Origin of the sequence: Mesorhizobium sp. M4B.F.Ca.ET.203.01.1.1, from assembly GCF_004791025.1 — a bacterium.
Taxonomy (GTDB): Bacteria; Pseudomonadota; Alphaproteobacteria; order Rhizobiales; family Rhizobiaceae; genus Mesorhizobium; species Mesorhizobium abyssinicae.
Genome location: NZ_SRUO01000194.1, coordinates 1 through 317 on the forward strand (window position 1 = coordinate 1; position 317 = coordinate 317).

The 317-nt window shown below is 63.4% G+C and carries 1 pseudogene; it reads left to right on the forward strand.

Annotated features, from left to right (window positions below):
- Nucleotides 1-96: 96 nt before the first annotated feature.
- A pseudogene (locus EN846_RS34285) lies at nucleotides 97-317 on the forward strand (hypothetical protein); the annotation flags it as partial.

Sequence of the window (317 nt, forward strand, 5' to 3'; positions counted from 1 at the left end):
CTCACGGCAGACAAGGGAAACCAGACAAGAATGGACGCATCTCTCACGCACTGGATCAACTCGGCTGCCGGCATCAGCCCGCTCCTTGATACGACAATGATCGCCATCTCACAAATCGGCGTGCCGCTGATGGTGCTCGCGGTGGCGGTGCAGTGGTGGTCGAAGGCAGACCGTTACCATGTGCGCCATGCCTGCCTGTCGGCGGGGCTGTCCTTCTTGCTCGGGCTCGCGATCAACCAGGCCATCCTGCGCGACCAGCTGGAGCAGCTGGGCTGCCGCGCCGTGGTCGCCAGCGATGGCAATGAAGCGCTGGGCTA